The organism is Microbacterium fluminis (assembly GCF_051549805.1).
Classification (GTDB): domain Bacteria; phylum Actinomycetota; class Actinomycetes; order Actinomycetales; family Microbacteriaceae; genus Microbacterium.
This window is the reverse complement of sequence record NZ_CP196042.1, coordinates 1596251-1615794: the sequence shown is the minus strand read 5'-3', so window position 1 is coordinate 1615794 and position 19544 is coordinate 1596251. Positions and strand designations below refer to the sequence as shown.

At 71.5% G+C, this 19544-nt stretch carries 22 protein-coding genes and 1 pseudogene; 5 read left to right on the top strand and 18 right to left on the bottom strand.

The genetic code is table 11. The features are described 5' to 3' along the window. Positions 1–5: 5 nt before the first annotated feature. Positions 6–1283 carry a serine hydrolase domain-containing protein gene (locus tag ACSJDX_RS07665; RefSeq protein WP_438354909.1) on the bottom strand — a complete coding sequence of 426 codons (1278 nt, stop codon included), beginning with the start codon at positions 1281–1283 and terminating at the stop codon, positions 6–8. Between the two features lie 102 nt (positions 1284–1385). On the opposite strand from ACSJDX_RS07665, the gene ACSJDX_RS07660 reads away from it, so the two are divergent. Both ACSJDX_RS07660 and ACSJDX_RS07655 read left to right on the top strand, forming a co-directional pair. After that, positions 1386–1697 carry a DUF2470 domain-containing protein gene (locus tag ACSJDX_RS07660; RefSeq protein WP_438354908.1) on the top strand — a complete coding sequence of 104 codons (312 nt, stop codon included), beginning with the start codon at positions 1386–1388 and terminating at the stop codon, positions 1695–1697. 46 nt (positions 1698–1743) lie between these two features. Next, positions 1744–2397: a heme oxygenase (biliverdin-producing) gene (locus ACSJDX_RS07655; RefSeq protein ID WP_438354907.1), complete on the top strand. Its 654-nt coding sequence runs from the start codon at positions 1744–1746 to the stop codon at positions 2395–2397. Here the strand turns inward: ACSJDX_RS07655 and ACSJDX_RS07650 are convergent. Next, a complete protein-coding gene (locus tag ACSJDX_RS07650) occupies positions 2394–3773 on the bottom strand; it encodes an ATP-dependent DNA helicase (RefSeq protein ID WP_438354906.1) in 1380 nt (459 codons plus the stop codon). The genes ACSJDX_RS07655 and ACSJDX_RS07650 overlap by 4 nt on opposite strands. Before the next feature lie 9 nt (positions 3774–3782). After that, on the bottom strand, positions 3783–4244 hold the full coding sequence (locus ACSJDX_RS07645; RefSeq protein ID WP_438354905.1) for a MerR family transcriptional regulator: 462 nt from the start codon (positions 4242–4244) through the stop codon (positions 3783–3785). Between the two features lie 6 nt (positions 4245–4250). Between ACSJDX_RS07645 and ACSJDX_RS07640 the strand changes: the two are divergent. From ACSJDX_RS07640 to ACSJDX_RS07630, 3 genes and pseudogenes are all read left to right on the top strand, one after another. Continuing rightward, positions 4251–4364, top strand: a pseudogene (locus ACSJDX_RS07640) (NAD(P)/FAD-dependent oxidoreductase); the annotation flags it as partial. A gap of 145 nt (positions 4365–4509) precedes the next feature. Then, complete coding sequence (locus ACSJDX_RS07635) at positions 4510–5127, top strand: NAD(P)/FAD-dependent oxidoreductase (RefSeq protein ID WP_438354904.1); 618 nt, start codon at positions 4510–4512, stop codon at positions 5125–5127. Positions 5128–5356: 229 nt separating this feature from the next. Beyond that, positions 5357–6493, top strand: coding sequence for a hypothetical protein (locus ACSJDX_RS07630; protein WP_438354903.1), 1137 nt, complete (start codon positions 5357–5359; stop codon positions 6491–6493). An 84-nt stretch (positions 6494–6577) separates the two neighbouring features. Here ACSJDX_RS07630 and ACSJDX_RS07625 read toward each other — a convergent pair whose 3' ends face one another. The 15 genes from ACSJDX_RS07625 to ACSJDX_RS07555 all read right to left on the bottom strand — a co-directional run bounded on the left by ACSJDX_RS07625 (position 6578) and on the right by ACSJDX_RS07555 (position 19443). Next, positions 6578–8590, bottom strand: coding sequence for a cytochrome c oxidase assembly protein (locus tag ACSJDX_RS07625; protein WP_438354902.1), 2013 nt, complete (start codon positions 8588–8590; stop codon positions 6578–6580). A gap of 92 nt (positions 8591–8682) precedes the next feature. After that, a complete protein-coding gene (locus ACSJDX_RS07620) occupies positions 8683–8970 on the bottom strand; it encodes an HU family DNA-binding protein (RefSeq protein WP_438354901.1) in 288 nt (95 codons plus the stop codon). Positions 8971–9229: 259 nt separating this feature from the next. Further along, positions 9230–10321 carry a hypothetical protein gene (locus ACSJDX_RS07615; protein WP_438354900.1) on the bottom strand — a complete coding sequence of 364 codons (1092 nt, stop codon included), beginning with the start codon at positions 10319–10321 and terminating at the stop codon, positions 9230–9232. A gap of 179 nt (positions 10322–10500) precedes the next feature. Continuing rightward, positions 10501–10806: a 30S ribosomal protein S14 gene (rpsN, locus tag ACSJDX_RS07610; protein WP_438354899.1), complete on the bottom strand. Its 306-nt coding sequence runs from the start codon at positions 10804–10806 to the stop codon at positions 10501–10503. 2 nt (positions 10807–10808) lie between these two features. Then, complete coding sequence (gene rpmG, locus ACSJDX_RS07605; RefSeq protein WP_150449444.1) at positions 10809–10979, bottom strand: 50S ribosomal protein L33; 171 nt, start codon at positions 10977–10979, stop codon at positions 10809–10811. Continuing rightward, positions 10979–11215 carry a 50S ribosomal protein L28 gene (gene rpmB / locus ACSJDX_RS07600; protein WP_438354898.1) on the bottom strand — a complete coding sequence of 79 codons (237 nt, stop codon included), beginning with the start codon at positions 11213–11215 and terminating at the stop codon, positions 10979–10981. The genes rpmG and rpmB overlap by 1 nt, the downstream gene beginning before the upstream one ends. 249 nt (positions 11216–11464) lie before the next feature. After that, positions 11465–12115, bottom strand: a complete 651-nt coding sequence (locus ACSJDX_RS07595; RefSeq protein ID WP_438354897.1) for a DNA-3-methyladenine glycosylase — start codon at positions 12113–12115, stop codon at positions 11465–11467. After that, positions 12112–13545, bottom strand: coding sequence for a hypothetical protein (locus tag ACSJDX_RS07590; RefSeq protein WP_438354896.1), 1434 nt, complete (start codon positions 13543–13545; stop codon positions 12112–12114). Before ACSJDX_RS07590 ends, ACSJDX_RS07595 begins: the two co-directional genes overlap by 4 nt. Beyond that, positions 13535–14359, bottom strand: a complete 825-nt coding sequence (locus ACSJDX_RS07585) for a TIGR03943 family putative permease subunit (protein ID WP_438354895.1) — start codon at positions 14357–14359, stop codon at positions 13535–13537. Before ACSJDX_RS07585 ends, ACSJDX_RS07590 begins: the two co-directional genes overlap by 11 nt. Positions 14360–14369: 10 nt before the next feature. Further along, positions 14370–15404 (bottom strand): permease, encoded by a 1035-nt coding sequence (locus ACSJDX_RS07580; RefSeq protein WP_438354894.1) that lies wholly within the window; start codon positions 15402–15404, stop codon positions 14370–14372. After that, entirely contained in the window at positions 15391–15804 is a 414-nt protein-coding gene (locus ACSJDX_RS07575) for a Fur family transcriptional regulator (protein WP_438354893.1), read from the bottom strand. Before ACSJDX_RS07575 ends, ACSJDX_RS07580 begins: the two co-directional genes overlap by 14 nt. A gap of 53 nt (positions 15805–15857) precedes the next feature. Next, positions 15858–16718, bottom strand: a complete 861-nt coding sequence (locus ACSJDX_RS07570; RefSeq protein WP_438354892.1) for a metal ABC transporter permease — start codon at positions 16716–16718, stop codon at positions 15858–15860. Continuing rightward, positions 16715–17545 carry a metal ABC transporter ATP-binding protein gene (locus ACSJDX_RS07565; RefSeq protein ID WP_438354891.1) on the bottom strand — a complete coding sequence of 277 codons (831 nt, stop codon included), beginning with the start codon at positions 17543–17545 and terminating at the stop codon, positions 16715–16717. The genes ACSJDX_RS07570 and ACSJDX_RS07565 overlap by 4 nt, the downstream gene beginning before the upstream one ends. Further along, positions 17542–18513, bottom strand: coding sequence for a metal ABC transporter solute-binding protein, Zn/Mn family (locus ACSJDX_RS07560; RefSeq protein WP_438354890.1), 972 nt, complete (start codon positions 18511–18513; stop codon positions 17542–17544). Before ACSJDX_RS07560 ends, ACSJDX_RS07565 begins: the two co-directional genes overlap by 4 nt. A 33-nt stretch (positions 18514–18546) precedes the next feature. Next, positions 18547–19443 (bottom strand): Lrp/AsnC family transcriptional regulator, encoded by an 897-nt coding sequence (locus ACSJDX_RS07555; protein ID WP_438354889.1) that lies wholly within the window; start codon positions 19441–19443, stop codon positions 18547–18549. Positions 19444–19544 lie beyond the last annotated feature (101 nt).

Genomic DNA, 19544 nt, shown 5'->3' with positions numbered 1-19544 from the left:
GGGAGTCACTGCGCGGGCGGAGGGCAGACCGCGGCGGCGGCGATCTGGTCGTGGAACTGCTGCGCGGTCCACGGCAGCCCCAGCTCGGGTGCGGACTGGCCCGAGGCCGCCGGCGCCTTGGAGGCGATCGCGGCCAGCTCCCAGGCGAGAGCGGCGATGATGCCGGCATCCGCGGCGGAGTTGTTGAGCACCACCGCGACGGTGAGCCCGGTGTTCGGGTCGGAGAAGGCCGCGGTGAGGTATCCCGGGACCGAGCCGTACTGCCCGATCAGCGAGCCCGCCTGCATGGCGCCGCCCTTCGCGGTGAACCACGCCGGAGCGCCCTCGTAGGCCGGGAGCGCCCCGCCGAACCGGCCGACGTCACCGGGGACGAGGGCGCCGGTCGCCAGGGCCTGGGCGTAGCGTCCGAGGTCGGCGATGTCGGTGACGACGCCCGAGTCGGTGAACCCGACGCTCGAGGACAGCGTGGTGAGATCGAGCGGCGCAGCGCAGTTGAGCGCGCCCGAGGCATCCGGCACCGACTGGAACCCCGGGAGCACGCCGGCCGTGTCGGCCCGCGAGCCGGCGCTCGGAAGACGCGTGCCGGGGAGGTCGAGCGGACCGAACACGTGCTGCTGCAGCAGCGCCGAGGCGGTCTGGCCGCCCGCCCGCTCGAGCGCGAGTCCGAGCAGGACGTAACCGGCGTCGGGTCCGGTGTAGGTGGCACCGGGGGTGAGGGTTCGCGGCTGCCCGAGGCCGTAGCTGGCGAGCTCGTGCGGGTTCCAGACGCGGGCCGGGTTGTTCAGCCACAGGCTGAGCAGGTGCGGCGCGTAGGCGCCGATGCCGGAGGTGCCGTCGCACAGCTGGCCGAGGGTGACGTCGGTGAGATCGGGGACGCCCGAGACCCAGTTCGAGACCGGGTCGTCCAGCTTCACGGTGCCGGCCGCGACGAAGCTGTAGAGCACGTCGCACGTCATCGCCCGGGTCATGCGCCCGGCGCGGAACTCCGAGTCGCTGCTGACCGGCGCACCGCCGACGCCCTGCGTGCCGAGCCCGGCCACCCAGGTGCCGCTCCACGGAGCCCACACGCCGACGATGGCGCCGGATGCCCCGGCGGTCGTCATCGCGGAGGTCACCGCGTCCTGCAGCTGCTGCGTGGTGGCGTCGGGCAGTGCCGCGTCGACCTGCGCGGGGGTGTTGATCGCGACGGATCGGACGCCGCTGCATCCGCTCAGGGCCAGGGCGGCCGCGAGCACGACGGAGGCGGCCGCGAGAAAGCGACGTCGTCTGGGTCGGGCCCGCATGCTCACCCCCCGGTGTTGGTGCAAGGAGATTCAAACACACCCCCGACGCCACTCGTGACGCCTGTGGATGACCGATGCGCGCGACTGCATAGGGTGAAGACCATGACCCACCGCTTCGATGACGGCACACTGACCGGAGTGCTCGGCCACATGAACGGCGACCACCCCGACGACAACCTCCTGATCGTGCGCGCCTTCGGCGGGAGAGCGGATGCCGCCGGTGCCACCATGCTCGACTTCGACGGCGACAGCGGGCTCTGGGCCGCCGCGACCGCCGACGGCGAGTCCTTCGAGGTGCGCGTGCCGTGGCCGGGTGGTCCGATCTCGGAGCGCCCGCACGTTCGCCGCGAGATCGTCGCGCTGTACGACGCGGCCTGCGCCCGGCTCGGCGTCGAACCCCGTCCGCACGCCTAGAGGATTCATCACTTAGGTTGCCCTTACCTTGAGCTAGTATGAAGGTATGGCCGAGCCGATCCCCTTCTCCGCAGCCCTCCGCGAGCGATCCAGCGGCGCCCACTCCGGCAGCGAGCACTCCGGCTTCATGGCCGACCTCCTGCAGGGCCGCGGCACGCGTGACGACTACGTCGCCCTCGTCGCGCAGCACTGGTTCATCTACGCGGCGCTCGAGGCGGCGGCCGAGCGGATGCGGCGCGACCCCGTGGCATCCGTCTTCCTGAGCGACAAGCTCACCCGCCTGCCCGCGCTCGAGGCCGACCTCGCGTTCCTGATCGGGGACGACTGGCGCACGCAGATCGCCCCGCTGCCGACGACGGCCCGCTACGTCGAGCGCATCGAGCGGGTGGGGGCGACGTGGCCGGGCGGCTTCGTCGCACACCACTACACTCGCTACCTCGGCGACCTGTCGGGCGGCCTGTTCATCGGCAAGCTGATGGCGCGCCAGTTCGGCTTCGAGACCAACGGCATCGGGTTCTACCTCTTCGGCGACATCGCCGACCCGCGCGCGTTCAAGGACGTCTACCGCGAGCAGCTGGACGCCGCCCCCTGGGACGCGGCCGAGCAGGAGCGGGTGATCGACGAGGTGCTGCTGGCCTACCGCTTCAACACCGAGCTGTTCGAGGACCTCGCCGCCGCCAAACAGTCCGCCGTCGCCTAGCCCCCGAGGACGGGAGTGGATGCCGCGGCGCGGCGCACCCCGGCCATGAACCGCTGCACGTCGGGGTCGACCTGGATGTCGCGGGGCCGGAGCGGCCGCGACAGGTAGAGGCCGTCGAGCGAGGTCAGCCGCGACAGCGCGACGTACGTCTGGCCCGGCGCGAACGCTCCCGAGCCGAGGTCGACGATCGCCCGCTCGTACGTCTTCCCCTGCGACTTATGGATGGTCACCGCCCACGCCAGCCGCAGCGGGAACTGCGTGAACTCCGCCACGATCTCCCGCGAGAGCGACTTCGACCCGGCGTCGTAGGCGTAGCGGTACTTCTCCCACACGGCCGGCTCCACCTCGTGCGTCTCGCCGTCGACCTCGACCCGCACGGTTCCGCCCGCAATCCTCGTGACGGTGCCGATCGTGCCGTTGACCCACCGCGGGGGCTCGCCGAAGTTCGACACGTCGTTGCGCAGGAACATCACCTGGGCCCCGACCTTGAGCTGCAGTTCGAGGTCGGCGGGGTACGCGGCATCCCCGCGTCCGAAGTCTCCGCTGATCTCGGCGTTCGCGGTCTGCGCCCGTCCGGCGAGCGCATCGAGGTGCCGCCGGTTGATGGTGTTGACGATGTCGTTGCGGGTGGCGAGCGTGATGATCGGGGTCTCGTCGGGACCGGGCTCGGGGGGCGTGCGGGCGCCGGTGTCGTTGAGCACCTGGGCGATCTCAGCCGTGACCCGCCCGTAGCGCACCGCGTTGAGCATGGCCTTGAACGCCGGATCGGCCTGCCGGTGGATGTCGACCAGCTCGCGGATGTGCAGCTGCGCGCCGTGCGCGCCGATGTCTATGAGGCCGTCGCCGGCGGTCTCACCGACCCACACCTTCGCGTCGAAGAACCAGAACGACCGGTAGTGGTCGCGGATGTAGCGCATCTCGTCGCCTCGCGGCGGCACGGGGGCGAGCTGATACGGATCGCCGAACATCACGATCTGCACGCCGCCGAACGGCTCGGCGCGACGCCCGCGGGCCTGACGGAGCGATCTGTCGATCGCGTCCATGAGGTCGGCGTTGACCATCGAGATCTCATCGATCACGAGGGTGTCGATCGCGTTGAGGATCTTGCGGGTCGCGTCGGACTGGTCGATCTCGCCCGATGCGATGAGGCCGATCGGCAGCCGGAACAGCGAGTGGATCGTCTGCCCCTCGACGTTGAGCGCCGCGACGCCGGTCGGCGCGCAGACGGCGATCTGCTTCGCCGTGTTCCACGCCAGGTGCTGCAGCAGCGTCGACTTGCCGGTGCCCGCGCGGCCGGTGACGAACACGTGCTCGCGGGTGTCCTCGATGAGCCGGAACAGCGCCTCCTGCTCGGCGGAGAGGGTCGGCGTGCTCACCGGGCAATGCTAACGAGCGGATGCCCCCGCCCGGCGCTGCCCGCCCGGCTCGGTGGACAACGGACCGGGCCACGTCCCCGTGCCGTCGACGACAGCGCCCATGATCGCGCGGAACCGCGGGCACGTGGTGATGTCGTGCGCGCGGCAGTTCAGCGCGTGCAGGGTCATCTCGCGCGAGCGCTCCATCTCGGCCATGCGGCGCGCGAGCTCGTCGAGGTGCTCCTCCAGCACCCGGTGCCGCGAGGGCGCCTGCTCGTCGAGCAGCACGGCGATCCGATCGAGTCCCATCCCGGCGGCCTTGCTGCGCAGGATCACGGCGATCCGCACCAGGTCGTCGTCGGAGAAGAGGCGGCGGCCCGCGGCATCCCGATCCGGTCTCAGCAGCCCGACGTCCTCCCAGTGCCGCAGCACCGAGGTCGCCAGCCCGAACCGGGTCGCCGCATCGCCGATCGAGAGCGCGCTTGACTTCATGTCGACATGAAGTCACAGGATCGTCGCATGCGCAACTCCGACTCTCCCGAATCCCTCGACGCGATCGTGATCGGCGGCGGCCCCGCGGGGCTGCAGGCCGCGCTCACCCTCGGCCGCATGCGGTATCGCACCGTCGTGCTCGACTCCGGCTCGTATCGCAACGGCACCGTCGAGCACGCCTACAACCTCATCACCCACGACGGCCGCTCCCCCGCCGAGCTGCGCCGCATCGCGCGACGAGCTCGCCGCCTACGACACCGTCGAGGTGCGCGAGCATTCGGTGGTCTCGGTCGCCCGCGACGGCGACGGATTCGCCGTGACCACGGGCGAGGGGATGCTGCGCGCCCGCCGCCTCGTCCTGGCCACCGGCATGCGCGACGAGCTGCCCGCCATCCCCGGCATCGCCGAGGCGTGGGGGCGCGAGGTGGCACAGTGCCCGTTCTGCCACGGACACGAGCTCACCGGACGCCCGATCGCGCTGCTCGGCGAACCCCCGCACGTGCTGTTCCAGGAGGCGCTGCTCACCCGCATCGCGTCGGAGCTCACGGTGATCGCGCCGGGCGACCTCGTGCGTGTCGAACGGACGGCGGACGGGCTGCGCCTCGAGCTGGCCGACGGCTCGGCCCGCGACGCGGCCGGGCTGTTCCTCGCCGCGACCCCGCACCAGGCCGCTCCGTTCGCGGAGGCGCTGGGCTGCGGCATCCTGCCGTCCGGCTGCGTCGAGGTCGACGGGTTCGGCCGCACCACCGTGCCCGGCGTGTACGCGGCGGGCGACCTCGCGCACACCGCCGCCCAGCCCGGGCCGCTCGTCTCGCTCGCCGCGGCGATCGCGGCCGGGCAGCTCGCCGCCGTCGGCCTCATCCGCGACGCCCTCGAGGACTGAGACTCCCCCGGGGTGCCCCGGTGCGGGCGGCCGGCAGTCGCCCCCGCCGGCGCGCTGCGTGCACAACTCAGGCTGTTCGCGTGGGTCGCGTGACGCGGGCCCTGTGATTCCGGGCGCGTCGGGGTTGCCCTCGTGCGGATTGCCTGAATTGTGCGCACGCACGGCCGGGCTCGCGACTTCGGATGACGCGGATCGGGCCGGCGACGACGGGGTTTCCTAGACTGGGGGCGTGGACCAAGGGGCGGTGGACACGGGATCGGCGCGCGCAGACGCGGCGGTGGACTCGGCCGCGCCCGAAACGCCGGGCGTCGCCGTCACGACCGAGACACCCGAGCCCGCACCCGCGCGGCGGCGATCCCGCCTCGGCCTCGACCTGACCCTGCTCGGCATCGTCGGCGTGCTGCTGGTCGGTGCGGTGGGCGCCGGCGGCGCCGTGCTCTACCGCGAGTTCTACAGCGCCTCGGCCTTCGTCGAGCGCTACCTCGGGCTCCTCGCCGACGGGCACGCCGCCGACGCCCTCGCGCTCCCCGGCGTCTCGATCGACTCGGCCGACCTCGCCGCGTCCGGCATGCCCGGCACCGCCTCCGACGCCCTCCTCCGCCGCGCGGCGCTGGCGGCGCTCACCGACGTGCACGCGGTGTCGGAGGTGGACGACGGCGTCATCACCCGCGTGACCATGGCCTACACGTCGGGCGGGCACTCCGGTCGTTCCACGTTCGAGGTCGAGCGGGACGGTTGGATCGGGGTGGCCCCGTCGTGGCGTTTCGTCACGAGCCCGCTCGCGCTGGTCGAGCTCACCGTCCGCGGGGCGATGTCGTTCAGCGTGAACGGCTTCGCGATCGACAAGCGGCAGGTGTCGGGACCGGATGCCGACCCGCTCGCTCCGCTGCCGATGCTGGTGTTCTCGCCGGGCCTGTACTCGATCACGGTCGACACCCCGATCTCGGCGAGCCCGGGCGTGGCCGTGCTGTCGGATGCCCCGATGCGCACGGTGCCGGTCGAGATCCAGGCCGACCCCACGCCGGAGTTCATCGACGTCGTGCAGCAGCGCGTCGACGAGTTCCTCACCGGGTGCGCCACTCAGGACGTGCTGCAGCCCAGCGCCTGCCCGTTCGGCTACCCCGTGCAGGACCGCATCGTGAAGCCGCCGACCTGGTCGATCGTGCAGCAGCCGACCGTCGCCGTCGAAGCCGACGGCGCGCACTGGCGCATCCCTGCGACGACGGCGGTCGCCCACATCGAGGTCGACATCCGCTCGCTCTTCGACGGCTCCGTCCGCTCCGTGTCCGAGGACGTGCCCTTCACCGTGACCGGTCGCATCGAGGTGCTCCCCGACGGCACCGCGTCGATCACCGTCACGGGCTGAGCCGGAGCGGATGCCTGGGCACCCGGCATCCTGCCCCCCGCGCCGCCTTCGCCCATCGCCGATGCGTCCGCCGGCGGAGCAGGCTCAGCGGGGCTGGCGGGCGTCGCGCTCGGCCAGCGCGGCGAGGCGCTCGTTGTAGGCGTCGAGCTCGACGTCGCCGACGCGGTCGACCTGACGGTCGCGGCGGCGCTGCGCGCGGTCGTCGGAGCGGCTCCACTGGATGGCGACCACGATCGCGAGCGCGAGCGTGGGGATCTCGCCGATCGACCAGGCGATGCCGCCGCCGGCGTACTGGTCGTCGAGCGGCGTCGCTCCCCACGTGCGACCCATCGAGCCGAACCACTCGGCGGCGAACAGTCCCGTCTGCATCATGATCGCGATGCCGAAGAACGAGTGGATCGCGATCACCGCCAGCAGCAGCACCAGACGCCCGGAGTGCGGCAGTCGCATCGGCACGGGGTCGATCCCGATCAGCGACTGCACGAAGAGGTAGCCGGTGATGAGGAAGTGCGCCGTCATCCACTCGTGGCCGATGTGGTCGTACAGCGCCCAGCGGAACAGGTCGGTGTAGTAGAACGCCCACAGCGATCCGACGAACAGTCCGGCCGCGACGAAGGGGTTGGCCAGCACCCGCGCGACCGGCGAGTGCACCGCCCACAGGATCCATTCGCGCCCGCCGCGCGTGCCGTCGTCGCGCTTGCGGATCGCCCGCGCCGCGAGCGTCACCGGAGCGCCGGGCACGAGCAGCACCGGCACCGCCATGGTCAGGAGCATGTGGCCCACCATGTGCACGCTGAAGAGGTAGTCCTGGTAGACGTTCACCGCGCCGCAGGTCACCCACAGCAGGGCGAGCATGCCCGCGACCCACAACACGGTGCGGTAGACGGGCCAGTGGTCGCCGCGGCGACGCAGGCGCCAGACGGCGGCGAGGTAGAAGAACAGCCCGAACCCGACGGCGAACGCCCACAGCAGGTCGACGTTCCACGAGGTGATCCATCGCAGCGGCGTCAGCTCGGGCGGCACCGGCGACCCGGTGAGGATCTCGGCGGGCGTGCGCACCTGCGGCACCTGCGTGGCGGTGGGCGGCTGCGTGCGCGCGAGCGCCGCGGCCGCACCCGAGGCGATGCCCATGAACACCAGTTCCAGCGTGATCAGCGACCAGAAGCGGCGGGATGCCGCACCGCGCGCCTTCTGTGCGGGGGTGCCGGGTGCGGCATCCGCTCCCAGTCGGCCGATGAGCCGCACGCGGTACCAGGCGCCGAGCAGGCCGATCGCCAGGAGCGCGAGCACCTTGACGAGCACGAGCACGCCGTACGGCGACGCCAGCGCTCCCCACGAGCCCACGCCGATCGAGGCGCGCACGGTCCCCGAGATCGCCACCACCACGAAGGCGACGAGCGCGATGCTCGAGTAGCGCAGCAGCACGCGCTGCAGCTGCCCGCGCTCGAGCACCGGTCGCACGACCACGAGAAGGATGAGTCCGCCCAGCCACACCGCGGCGCCGATGATGTGCAGCACGACCGACATGACGGCGGCGTTGTGGTTGGACTCCTCGCCGGAGTGTCCGAGGGTGCCCATCGGCACGATCGCCGCCACCGCGAGGATGGCGACGAACAGGGTGGCCGTCCACGAGCGCACGGCGAAGGTGAGCACGGTGAGGGCCGCACCGGCGATGGTCGTGATGAGCCAGCCGCGACCGGTCTCCTGTTCGACGAGGAAGCGGCCGAGCTGCTGCCCGAACGCCGCGTCGAGGCTGACGGCGGCGGGGATGACGTTGAGGAAGGTCAGGAAGCCCGTGACGGCGGCACCGACGGTGAAGACGGCCGCCGAGACGGATGCCGCATCCAGCGCCGTGTCGAACTCCCGCTCTCCGGCGCGCAGCGCGAACAGCGCGAGCAGGAGCGATCCGACCATTCCAGCGGCCGAGAGGTTGACCACGAGCGTGGCGAAGGGGAGGCCCCAGCGCACGAGCGGACCGGGATCGCCGATCACGAGAGGGGCGGCGCCACCGCCGAACGCGAGTCCGCCCGCGAGCGCGATCGCCGCGACCACGACGAGGATCGCGGGCCCGAAGGCCCGCAGCGCGCGGGAGTTCACTCGTACAGCCTAGATCGCGCCGGCTGTGCACCCGCCCGGCTCGGACATGCGAAGAGGGGGGATGCCGCAGCATCCCCCCTCTTCGAAGCGTCTTACTTGACGGCGGCCTTCAGCTTCGAGCCCGCGGTGACCTTCACGCGCTTGCCCGCGGGGATCTTGATCTCCGCACCCGTCTGCGGGTTGCGGCCCGTGCGAGCGGACGTGGCGACCTGCTCGAAGGCGATCCAGCCCGGGATCGAGACCTTGCTGCCCTTGGCGACCGCGTCGGACACGGTGGAGAAGAGGGAGTCGAGCACGCTCGACACGGCGGACTGGCTCTGGCCCGTGGCGCTGGCGATGCTCGCGACGAGCTCGGTCTTGGTGATGGACTTGTCAGCCATGTGGGTTGTCCTCCAGGCGGCGGGTGACCGCCGCTTCGTTACTCGGACCGGGCGGCGAGCGCCCCCCGGCTGGTCGGATCGACCGCCTCGACTATAGCCACGAAACCCCGGAATTCCGCGGATTTCCGCCTCCCGCGGACACATTGACCGGCGTGTCGCGCCCGTTTCTGTGATCGAAGTGACGGATGTGACTGGTGTGACTTGAGACGGCCGACTTCCGCGGAAACACGCGGGAGTCGGCCGTCCAGGCCGGTCGGGGTCAGCGGAACATCATCTTCTCGTAGAGGGTGCGACCGGTGACGTGGTCGGTGAGGTCGTCGAGGCGGATGTCGAGATCGAGGTCGGCGTTGAAGTCGTAGTACATCGGGTGATCGTTCGCGTGCAGAAGGGCGGCGATGCCGTGGCGCGGCGTGTGCATGTCGAGTGCCTCGATGAGCTTCGGCGAGGTCGCGGTGAAGGCGATCCGTCCGCGCTCGCTCTCCCACGTCCAGGCCAGACGCGTCGGATAGGTCTGGTGACCGGGGCCGGGTTCGTCGCCGCTCGTCTCCAGCCGCAGCGGCAGCAGATCGTCGGTGATGAGGGTGTCGCCCTTCGCGAGGTAGAACGTCGGGATGTTGATCTGCCCGAGGCCGAACAGGCCCTTCGTCGTCATCCGCACGTAGACGAGCGTGTAGTCGCCGACGTGGGCGCGACCCCAGTACCAGTGGTCCAGGAACGAGTCCATCAGCCGGTTGCCCCAGTTGTGGTCGTGGTAGGCGCTCCCCTGCAGCGTCTTGGTCTCGCCGTTCTCGGTGATCGTCGCGGTCACCGTGCCGTACGGCACGGGCACGACCCACGCCAGGTAGTGCGTCTGGGCGGCGTCGAAGTACGTCACTCCGGCCCCCGGGCGCCACGACGGAGCGCCGCGGGTGATCGTGACGTCGGCCACGATGCCGTCGACCTCGACGTGTAGGTCGTAGGTGGTCAGATCGCCGGTCACGGTGTTGGCGCCGAGGCGCACGTCGCAGCGCTCGGCCGAGGCCGAGAACTCGTCGGGGGCGTACGTCGGATCGAGCCGCACGCTCGTGCCGTCGGGCTGCTGGCGGATCACCAGCATCGTCGGCACGAGCGGTCCCGACGGGTCGGTGTGCGGCTTGTTGGAGTAAGTCACGACGAGCGTCGACCCGTCGTCGAACTGCATGTCGAAGTACCACCATTCGAAGGTGTCGGCCTCGCTGTCGGCGGCCCGATAGCCGTCCTCCCACACCTCGACGGTGCCGGGCTTCAGCCCGAGCGCCGTCATCGCCACGTCCTGCGCCGACTGCATCTGCTTCCGGACCGCGTCGCTGTCCGGGATGTCCTGCACCGTCATGTTGCCCCCCCGCCTGCTCGGGCGTCCGCATCCTCGGACGCATACGAGGCCGACGATAGCGAGGCATCCGCCGGTCTGCGTCCGCCCACGGAATGCGACACGCCGGAACGGCGGAAGGCCCGGAGTTCCGAGGAACTCCGGGCCTTCCGGATGCGGCGACGATCGTCGCTGCGGAGGTCTTACCAGCTCGACTTGGTCACGCCGGGCAGCTCGCCGCGGTGCGCCATGTCACGGAAGCGGACACGCGAGATGCCGAACTTCGTGAGGACGCCACGGGGGCGGCCGTCGATGACGTCGCGCGAGCGCAGACGCACGGGCGAGGCGTTGCGGGGCAGCTTCTGCAGGCCCAGACGCGCGGCCTCGCGCTCCTCGTCGGACGAGGTCGGCGACACGAGCGCCTTCTTCAGTTCGAGGCGCTTGGCCGCGTAGCGGTCGACGACCTCCTGGCGCTGCAGGTTGCGCGCGATCTTGCTCTTCTTGGCCATGCTTAGCGCTCCTCTCGGAAGTCGACGTGCTTGCGGATCACCGGGTCGTACTTCTTCAGCACGATGCGGTCGGGGTTGTTGCGACGGTTCTTGCGCGTCACGTAGGTGTAGCCGGTGCCGGCGGTGGAACGGAGCTTGATGATCGGACGGATGTCCTGAGCCTTCTTGGCCATCAGAGCTTCACCCCCTTCGCCTGCAGGTCACGGACGACGGACTCGATGCCGCGGGCGTCGATGACCTTGATGCCCTTGGCCGACACGTTCAGCTTGATGCTGCGGCCGAGCGAGGGCACGAAGTAGGTCTTCTTCTGCACGTTCGGGTCGAAGCGGCGCTTCGTCCGGCGGTGCGAGTGCGAGATGTTGTGACCGAAGCCGGGAACTGCTCCAGTCACCTGGCACACTGCTGCCATGGTGATGTCTCCTTCAATACCGTGAGACCGGACGGCCTCACCCAAGATCCCTTGTCTGTCCCCCGTCGTGCGGACACGGCGAGAGGCGAACTGCGTGCAGGAGTGCGCGCAGACAAAGAGCAATCCTAGCACGGCGGCCGCCCCGCACCTGCGCCCGCCTGCCGAGGACTGCTCACCTGACGCGACACGCCCTCAGCGAGGCCCGCCGAGGGCGTGTCGCGTCAGGTGAGCAGTCCGGGGGACCGCTGCTCAGCCCGCCGGGCCGGCGCCGCGGCCCCAGCGGAACGGCGAGACGGTCGGGTCGCCGTCGATCCGGAACCGCCAGGGGAACGCGGCCGTGCCGGCCACTCCGGCCACCCCCACGCGGGGTCCCGAGACGAACGGCACGGGCACGTCTGGAAGGTCGAGCCGCGCGACCGCCCCATGCCGCTCGGCTCCGGTGATGGCGTCGATACCGTCGTGCAGCGGATGCCTCAGCGCCACCGCCTCGCCGAGCCGGCCCGGTCCGCGCGCGAGGTCGCGCGGCGTCCGGGCGGCCGGACGACGGCGGAACGCGGCATCCGCCCCTCGGATCACCTCTCCGGCCCGCAGCAGCACACCGCCGGCGACCCCGACCGGTCCGCACACCACGTTGACGCACGAGTGGATGCCGTGGCTGAGGTAGACGTAGAGGTGACCGGGCTCGCCCCACATCACGGCGTTGCGGGCGGTGGGTCCCATGCGGGCGTGCGAGCCCGGGTCGGGACGGTCCCCGGTGCCGAGGCCGTGGTAGGCCTCCACCTCGGTGAGGCGCACCGCCACCTCCTCGCCCGCCACGACCGTGGTGAGCACCGCGCCCAGCAGCAGTGGCGCCACCTCGACCGGAAGCCCGGACAGCTTCGGGCGCGTCGCGGGTGTCACCGCGGCGGCACCTGGCACCACGACGTGTCGAACCCGGTCAGCGTCGAGACGGCCGCGGCGGATGGGTCGGCCGCGGTGAGGTCGATGATGCGGGTCTCGACGTGCCCCGGCAGCGGCATCTGGTACGTGTCGTAGCGGTTCGAGACCACGTCGGGCGCGATCAGCACGGCGGCGTAGCGTCCGCTCGGCGAGGCGCACGTCTGCAGCACGGCCGAGGTGGCGTCCACCTCCAGTACCGGCGTGGTCTTCCCGTCGGCGCCGACGACGGCGATCGTCGTGCCGATCAGGGTGGTGTTGTCCTTGACCTCGGCGATCGTGCGCACGGTGCCCGCCCCGTCGCCGGGCAGCGGTGTGACCCCGCCCACCTTGCCGAGATTCTGGTCGGGCGCCACGAGCGGCTTCTCCGACCCGTCGGTGAGGTCGATCTCGGCCGGACCGTCGATGCGCAGCACGACCGCGTGCGACGAGCCGCGGGCGATGCCGTCGATGCTCAGCGCCGAGCCGAGCGCGACCGGGTTGGCTCCGTTCGCGGCGGTGAGGCTGAGGCGGCTGTCGAAGGTGAGCAGCAGGATGCTGTCGGTGTCGGGCACGAACCGCCACTCGGCCACGCGCGGATCGTCGCCCGACACCGTGATCGCCGACGGCGGGTCGCCGGCCGCGTCGGGCTTGAGCGAGGCGGTGAACAGCGCGCTCTCGCGCCCGCTGCCGGCGGTCAGGCTCGCATCGGAGTACGTGTAGCCGATCAGCTCGCCCTTGTCGGCGCTCTGCAGGTTGGTGACGAAGCCGTTGCCGGGCAGCTGCAGGTTGCGCGGGTTCTGCCCGTCGAGGTCGGTGACGACGAGCGCGGCGCGATCCTGCGCGGTGCGCACCGAGACGACGAGGTGGTTCGCGGTGGCGCGGAAGTCCTCGATATGGGCGTCGGTGAACACCGGCACCGCCGTGTTCCCGGCGAGGTCGGTGCGGAAGATCGTGTCGCCGCTCTGTCCGCGACGCAGCAGGTACACGTCGATCGGCGGCGTGCGGAAGGTCTCGGTCAGCGACGCCGCGGGCCCTCCGCCGACGCCCTCGATCCCTCCGACGGTGACGGTGTACTCGGTGTCGTCGTGCAGCGGGAGGGTGAACCGCACGCCGACGGTGCGCCCCGACGTGTCGACCGTGAACGGCGTCGCCGGAGTGACGGTCACCTGCGAGGCATCCACCTTCTTGAGGGACTGCGTCGTCGTGACGATGAGGCGGGAGCCGGATGCCGCGACCGCCGCCTGCGGATCGACCTGCACGTCGGTGGCGCGCGGACCCTGGATCGTGCCCGCCGCGGCGCCGCCCAGACCGACCACCGCGAGCGCGCCGAGCACGATCGCGAACGCGCCGAGGAACGCCCGGCCGCGCCGGCGGCGCGCGTGCGCCCGCCGCGTGCCGCCGTCAGTACTCATACGGGTCCTTGGGCTCGTCGATCGGCTGCACCGACTGGGCCGACACCTCGAGGGCGCCGGCGGAGGTCGAGCGCACGGTGCCGGTGACGGTGACCCAGCCGCCCGTGGCAGGCACCGGTCCCGCGACCTGCACGGGCAGGCTGGCCGGCTGCGCGTCGATCACGCAGTGGGTGATCACGAGCCGGGTGAGCTTGAAGACGTCGGCGCCGTCGCCCGGGGTGACGAAGCCGGTCAGCGTCACGGCGTCGCCGTCGAACGCGTCGGGGTTGGTGGCCGTGGCGAACACGGCGGCCCAGGTGCCGATCCCGAAGGTGCTGGTGTCGCCGGTGGAGGCGAGGGCGACCACGTCCTGCCCGGCGAACAGCGGCGGAGCCCCGACGTCGCGCGAGATCGCCAGCTGGGCGGACAGCGACGCGGGCGGCAGCACGAGGATCGAGAGCACGGCGACGGATGCCACGGCTCCCCCGCTGATCGCGGCGGCCAGGCCGAGTCGCGACGGCGCGGGGTGATGGTCGTGGTCGGCTGCGGTCGCCGAGTGCATCGACCGGTCGTGCCCGTGGCGCGCCGCGTCGACGGGCTGGGCGTCCGGATGAGGATCTGCGGCCGTGCCGTGATCGTGGCCGTGGTCGGCCTCTGCGCCGAGGGGGAGCGCGAAGCTGGCCACGGTGCCGATCAGCACGACGACGGCCATCCCCACGATGAACCAGCTCGACTCGGGGTTGGTGTACAGCGCCAGCCGGCCCGTCAGGGTCAGCCCGAGGGTGACCGCGGCGAGCGCCGCAGCCAGCCCCACGCCCAGCCACCGGGTGCCCACGAATCCACCGTTACGCAACGAGGTTCACCACCGATCCGATCGCGAACGCCGACAGCACGACGATCACCACGAACCCGGCGAGCACCCGCGTGCGGAAGGTGGTGCGCAGCAGCGCCAGCATCTTGATGTCGACGAGCGGCCCCACCAGCAGGAAGGCCACGAGCGATCCCGGCGTGAACGTGGAGGCGAACGAGAGGGCGAGGAACGCGTCGACGTTGGAGCAGATCGACACGATCATCGCGAGCGCCATCATCGCCACGATCGACAAGGCGGGGTTGGACCCGATCGCCAGCAGCGCGTCGCGCGGCACGAAGACCTGCACCGCTCCGGCGATCAGCGAGCCGATCACGAGCGCCGGCATCACCGCGCGCAGCTCGATCACGAACTGCGCGAGGCTGCGGCGAGCGCGGTGGCCGGGGGCGTGCGCCTGATCGGCCGCGATCTCGCAGGTCGCCCGGAAGCGGTCGGTGAGCAGGCCGTCGGGATCGGGATGCCTGCTGTACAGCCATCCGATCAGGTTCGCGATCGCGTATCCGCCGAGCAGGCGGGCGATCAGGATGCCGTCGGAGAACCCGAACGCCTGGTGGGTGGTGATGATCACGATCGGGTTGACGATCGGCGCCGCCATCAGGAAGGTGAGCGTCTCGGGCACCGTGAACCCGCGGATCAGCAGCCCGCGCGCGAACGGCACGTTTCCGCACTCGCACACCGGGATCAGCATGCCCAGGAGCGACAGCACGGCCCGGCGGGCCCAGGCCGCGCGCGGCATCCATCGCTCGATGACCCCCGGCGGCACCCACACCTGCACGACGATCGAGAGCACCACGCCGAGCGCCACGAACGGCATCGACTCGATCAGCACGCTGATCGAGAGGGTCAGGCCGTCCTGCAGGCGGGTGGGGAGGGCCACACCGAACAGCTGCGGCGCGAAGGCGTCGACGGCGAACAGCGCGGCGACGGCGACGACGCCGATCGCCAGCGCGACGGCGATGCCCCCCGGACGGGTGCGCGCCTCGCGTGCCGTCGGCGGACTAACCCGCGTCACGCTCGCCGGTCCGCGCCTGCGTGCACGTCGCGCACAGGCCGAAGATGTCGACCACGTGCTCGGCCTGGGTGAATCCGTGGGTGGCGGCGGTGCGCTGCGCCCACTCCTCGACGTCGGTCGCGGCGATCTCGACGGTGCGTCCGCAGCTGCGGCAGATCAGGTGGTGGTGGTGGCCCGTGCTCGTGCAGGCGCGGTACAGGCTCTCGCCCTCGGGGCTCTGCAGCGAGTCGGCCTCGCCCTGCGCGGCCAGCCCCGCCAGTGCCCGGTAGACCGTGGCCAGGCCGATGCCGGTGTTGTCGTCGCGGAGGGTCGCGTGCAGGCTCTGGGCGCTGACGAACCCGCGGGAGTCGGCGAGCGCCTCGCGCACGCGATCGCGCTGCCAGGTGTTGCGCTGGGCCATGCGGAGGATTCTACCGACGGGGTCTGTGAGCGGGCCGGGCCCCCGGCATCCGCTCAGCCATCCCGCGCCACCCGGTCGCGCCGGGCGCCCACCACACGGCAGACGAGGTAGATCAGGAACGACACGGTCGTGATGTAGGGGCTCACCGGCAGCGTGCCCATGACGGCGAGCAGTATGCCTCCCACGGCCGAGACGAACCCGAACAGCGCCGCGAGCAGCGGGACCGAGAACGGACCCGAGACGATGCGCATCGCGGCGGCGGCGGGGGTGACCAGCAGCGCCATCACCAGCAGGGCGCCGATGATGTGCACGCTGACGGCCACGATGAGACCGAGCAGCAGCATGAAGGCGAGCGAGACCGCCGTGGTAGGCACGCCCCGCGCCCCGGCCGACTGCGGGTCGAGCGAGTCGAAGCGCAGCGGGCGCCAGATCAGCAGCAGGCCCAGCAGCACGACCGAGCTGATCGCGATGAGCCAGTTCAGCTGCCCTGACTGCACCGAGACGATCTGCCCGGTGAGCAGGCTGAACCGGTTGGCGGTGCGCCCGTTGTAGAGCGACAGGAACAGGATGCCGAGCCCCAGGCCGAACGGCATGAGCACCCCGATGATCGAGTTGCGGTCTCGCGCGCGGGCCCCGAGCCAGCCGATCAGGCCCGCGGCGAGAAGGGATCCGACGACGGAGCCGGTGACGACGTCCATCCCCAGCAGCAGGGCGGCGGCCGCCCCGGCGAACGACAGCTCGCTGATGCCGTGCACGGCGAAGGCCATGTCTCGCTGCATCACGAAGACGCCGACGAGTCCGCCCACGATGCCGAGCACCGCGCCGGCGATCACCGAGTTCGACACCAGCGCCAGGATGTCGCCGTACGCCGACAGCCCGCCGAACATGGCGGTGCCGATGTCGCTCCAGTTCACGGGAGGTGCTCCTCGTCGTGATGGTGGTGGGATGCCTCGGCGTCGGGCGCCCCGACCACGACCAGCCGGTCGCCGGCGCGCATCACGAAGACGGGAGCGCCGTAGAGGGCGGTGAGCGTCTCGGAGGTGAGCACCTCGTCGGGGGTGCCGAGCGTGAAGCGGCCGCCGGCGAGGTAGAGGATGCGGTCGACCTTGCCGAGCACCGGGTTGATGTCGTGCGTGACCAGCAGCACGGCGGCGCCGGTCTCGCGGCGGTGGCGGTCGATGAGCCCGACGACGGCCTGCTGGTTGGCGAGGTCGAGGCTCGTGAGCGGCTCGTCGCACAGCAGCAGGCGCGGGTCGTCGGCGAGCGCCTGCCCGGTGCGCAAGCGCTGCTGCTCGCCGCCGGAGAGGAGCCCGACGGGGCGGTCGGCGAACGCGCGGGCGCCGACCGCATCGAGGAGCGCGTCGACCCGGTCGCGGTCGCGGCGGCGCGAGACGGGGAACCCGAACCGGTGCCCGTCGACCCCGAGCCCGACGAGGTCGCGGCCGCGCAGCGCGGTGTCGCGGGGCAGCGGCCGCTGCTGGGGGATGTAGCCGATCCGGCGGTTGCCGGCCCGGCGCACGGGCTCGCCGAGAGCCTCGATCGACCCGGCGCTGAGGCGGTCGAGGCCGAGGATCGCGCGCAGCAGAGTGGTCTTGCCCGACCCGCTCGGGCCGAGCACGGCGATGAGCTCGCCGGGGGCGACGGTGAGGTCGAGGCCCGCCCACAGCTCCCGGCCTCCGCGCCGAAGCGCCGCCCCGGTGATCCGGAGCGGCGGCGTCGGTGCGACGGTGTCGGGGCTCACGCGGCGAGCGCGGCGGCCAGGTCGTCGATGTTCTGCTGCATCCACTGAAGGTAAGTCTTGCCGTCCGGGAGCGTTTCCGTGAATTCGAGCACCGGGATGTTCTTCGCGGTGGCCGCGTCGATCACCTGGGTGGTCTCGGCGCCCCCGGTCTGCGCGTTGGCGATCAGCACCTTGACGGTGCCGCCGTCGATGAGGGAGCGCGCCTCCAGGATCGTCGCCGGGGGCACGTCCTGCCCTGCCTCGACGGCGGAGCTGAACGCCGACGGGGTGATGTTCTGCAGCCCGGCGGCGTCGATGAGGTAGACCGGCACCGGCTCGGTGACGAACACCCCGGCCCCGGCATCCTTCGTCTTGATCGCCTCGAGCGAGGTCTCGAGTGCGTGCACGCCGTCGGTGAAGGTCGTGGCGTTGGCGGTGAACGCGGCGGCGTTCGCCGGGTCGAGCGTGCCGAGCTGGTCGGCGATCGCGGTGGCGACGGCCTCGATCGTGTGCGGGTCGTACCAGACGTGCTCGTTGAAGCCCTCGACGTGCGCGTGATCGTGGGCGTCGGCGCTCGCGGTCGGAGCGGCCGAGGCATCCGCCGCCGGATACGCGTGCGAGAGCTCGGACGCGGTGATCACCGGCGCCGTGGTTCCGCTGGAGGTGATGAGGGCGTCGACGAACGCGTCGTAGCCGGCGCCGTTCTCGATGATGAGGTCGGCCTTCGAGATCGTGAGCTGGTCCTGAGCGCTGGCCTCGTAGCCGTGCGGGTCCTGCGAGCCGGAGCTGACGATCGAGGTGACGTCGACGAGGCCCCCGCCGATCTCCTGCGCGATCTGCCCGTACACGTTCGTCGAGGCGACCACCGTGAGCTTCGCGCCGGACGCTCCCGGAGTCGATGCGGCGCCGGCGGTGCCGGCGCAGCCGGCGAGCAGGAGGACGGATGCCGCGCCCAGCGCGACGAGGGAGGCGATCTTGCGGGAGGTCATGCTCGACACACTACGCGGTATTGATAATCGTTCTCAAATCGACGGTGATCGGAGGATGCGGGCGTAGTCCTCCTTCAGCACCGCGAGGTGCAGCCACGACTCCACCCGGAGCACGCCCGGCAGCGCACGGATCCGCTCCAGGCTCGCGAACAGCGCGCTCGCGGACGGCTCGACGACCGTGAGGACGGCGTCGAAGCGCCCGATCGTGAGCGCCGCGAAGTCGACGCCGCGCCACGATCGGAGCGAGCCGAGCACCGACTCGTCGTCGTCGGAGAGGTTGACCCCGACGCCGAGGGAGAGCTGCCGGTGAGGGAGGCCGCGCGCCTCGACCACGCTGACCTTGATGACCCCCGCGTCGACGAGCCGGCGCACGCGCGTCGTGACCGCCGACGGCGACAGCCGCACGGCCTCGCCCAGCGCCCGGTAGCTCGCACGGCCGTTCTGCTGCAGTCGCTCGATGAGGGCGACGTCCAGGTCGTCGATCGTGACGTCGCCCTGGTACTCCGACACGAAGAAGCCCTTCAGCACCGATGTGTAGACGAGCGTGCTGATCGCCGCCACCCCGCGCATCGCCCGGATCCGCGCCAGCAGATCGTGGAGGGCGGGCATCGACCCCAGCCGCACCTCGACGACCAGATCGTGCGCGCCGCTGACCGCCGACACCAGCACCGTCTCGTCCAGCCCGCGCAGCTCCTCGGCGATCGGCGCCACCGAGCCGTCGGCGCGGATCGACACGTGCGCCAGCACGTGCTGGCCGAGGAAGGCCGGATCGACGGCCGCCACGACCCGGATCGTGCCCTCGGCGATCAGAGCATGCAGGCGCGACGAGACCGTCGCGCGACTCTGGCCGAGACGGCGCGCCAGCGCGTGGATGCTCGCGCGACCGTCCTCCTGGAGCGCGCGGATCAGCTCGGAATCGATGTCGACCATGGATGCCTCCGAATACCGGGTTCCGAACGATCGGGCTTTCATTATCACCGTGAAGACCGCATCGGAGGTGGTGATTCGACACAGATGCGTCCCGGGAGCGG